At 63.6% G+C, this 1,075-nt stretch carries 1 protein-coding gene and 1 pseudogene; one reads left to right on the top strand and one right to left on the bottom strand.

Annotated elements, in window-relative coordinates; genetic code table 11:
- Nucleotides 1-274: pseudogene (locus tag ACLJQZ_RS48525) on the top strand (transposase); the annotation flags it as partial.
- A gap of 67 nt (nucleotides 275-341) precedes the next feature.
- On the opposite strand, the gene ACLJQZ_RS48530 reads toward ACLJQZ_RS48525, so the two are convergent.
- Nucleotides 342-716 (bottom strand): hypothetical protein, encoded by a 375-nt coding sequence (locus ACLJQZ_RS48530; RefSeq protein ID WP_410628506.1) that lies wholly within the window; start codon nucleotides 714-716, stop codon nucleotides 342-344.
- Between the last annotated feature and the right edge of the window lie 359 nt (nucleotides 717-1,075).

Raw genomic sequence — 1,075 nt, forward strand, 5'->3', positions numbered from 1 at the left:
CCGGAAACCGGGCAAGCTGCACGCGGACAAGGCCTACGACATCCCCGCGCTGCGCGCCTGGCTCCGCCGGCGCGGGATCATCCCGCGCATCGCCCGCAAAGGCATCGAATCCAGCGACAAACTCGGCCAACACCGGTGGGTCATCGAACCAACGATCGCGTGACTGGCCGGCTACCGGCGCCTGACCATCCGCTACGAACGCAAACCCCGCCACTACCTTGCCTTCCTCACCCTCGGCGCCGCCATCACCTGCTACAAGAAACTCGCCAAATGAGACACGCTCTTAGCAGGCTCATCACGCTGACCGGAGGGTGAGCGGCACGAAATCGAAATCTTAGTGTTTACTTCGAAGAGCGGCTCATCTGGGTCGCGGCACTGATCCCGACTGTGTTCTTCGAGGGCCCACCTGAGCGGGTACGCCATCGGCGCACTTGGCGCGATCGCGCGCCGCGATTACGCCGTCCCACAAAGCAATTCCATCTGGGCATGCTAATACGCGCGCGGAATACTGGCTGCCGCAAGCGGTGTTCGGCCAGGATCGAGGCGAGTGTGTCGGTGGTGTCGCCGGTGGTGGCGTAGGCGGCGACGGCGTGATGGACCGGGCCGGCTGCGGCCAGCAGCGCGAGCCGGGCACGCAGCTGCCGTGCGCCGTCGGAGACATCGCGGACCAGGTCCGCGCAGTCGGGATCGAGGAAGAATCGATCTTGTGCGGCCATTCTCGGTCGATGTCTTCGGCAATCGCAGTGACTGGCGGCCTCAGCCCGAGATCCGTGTCCAAACGTACTGCACACTGCCTTTCATTCGCCGCAACGTGACCGAGACGAACAACTGAAGCCCTGAGTCCAGAATATTCTCGCGAGCGGACGGGTCCGCCTGTGCGTCTTCCGCGTCGTCCGTTGAGCGATCGTCGGCTCTGCCCTATGGTAGCAGTGAGTGGTGGCAATATCTCTAGTGCTTTGTCAAGCAACGTTGGGTAGGTAATCCGGGCGACGGATCTTGGAGTTGACGGCGAAGTGGCGTTTCGGGTGGCAGTGGCGGTTGCGCCAGCGGAGGTAGCCGGCGATGGCGGCTTCCT

It is taken from the genome of Amycolatopsis sp. cmx-8-4 (assembly GCF_046548675.1).
In the GTDB taxonomy this organism is placed as follows: domain Bacteria; phylum Actinomycetota; class Actinomycetes; order Mycobacteriales; family Pseudonocardiaceae; genus Amycolatopsis.

Coding starts and splice junctions, on each gene's coding strand:
- ACLJQZ_RS48530 (WP_410628506.1), bottom strand. CDS start 716: ATGGCCGCACAAGATCGATTCTTCCTCGATCCCGACTGCGCGGACCTG.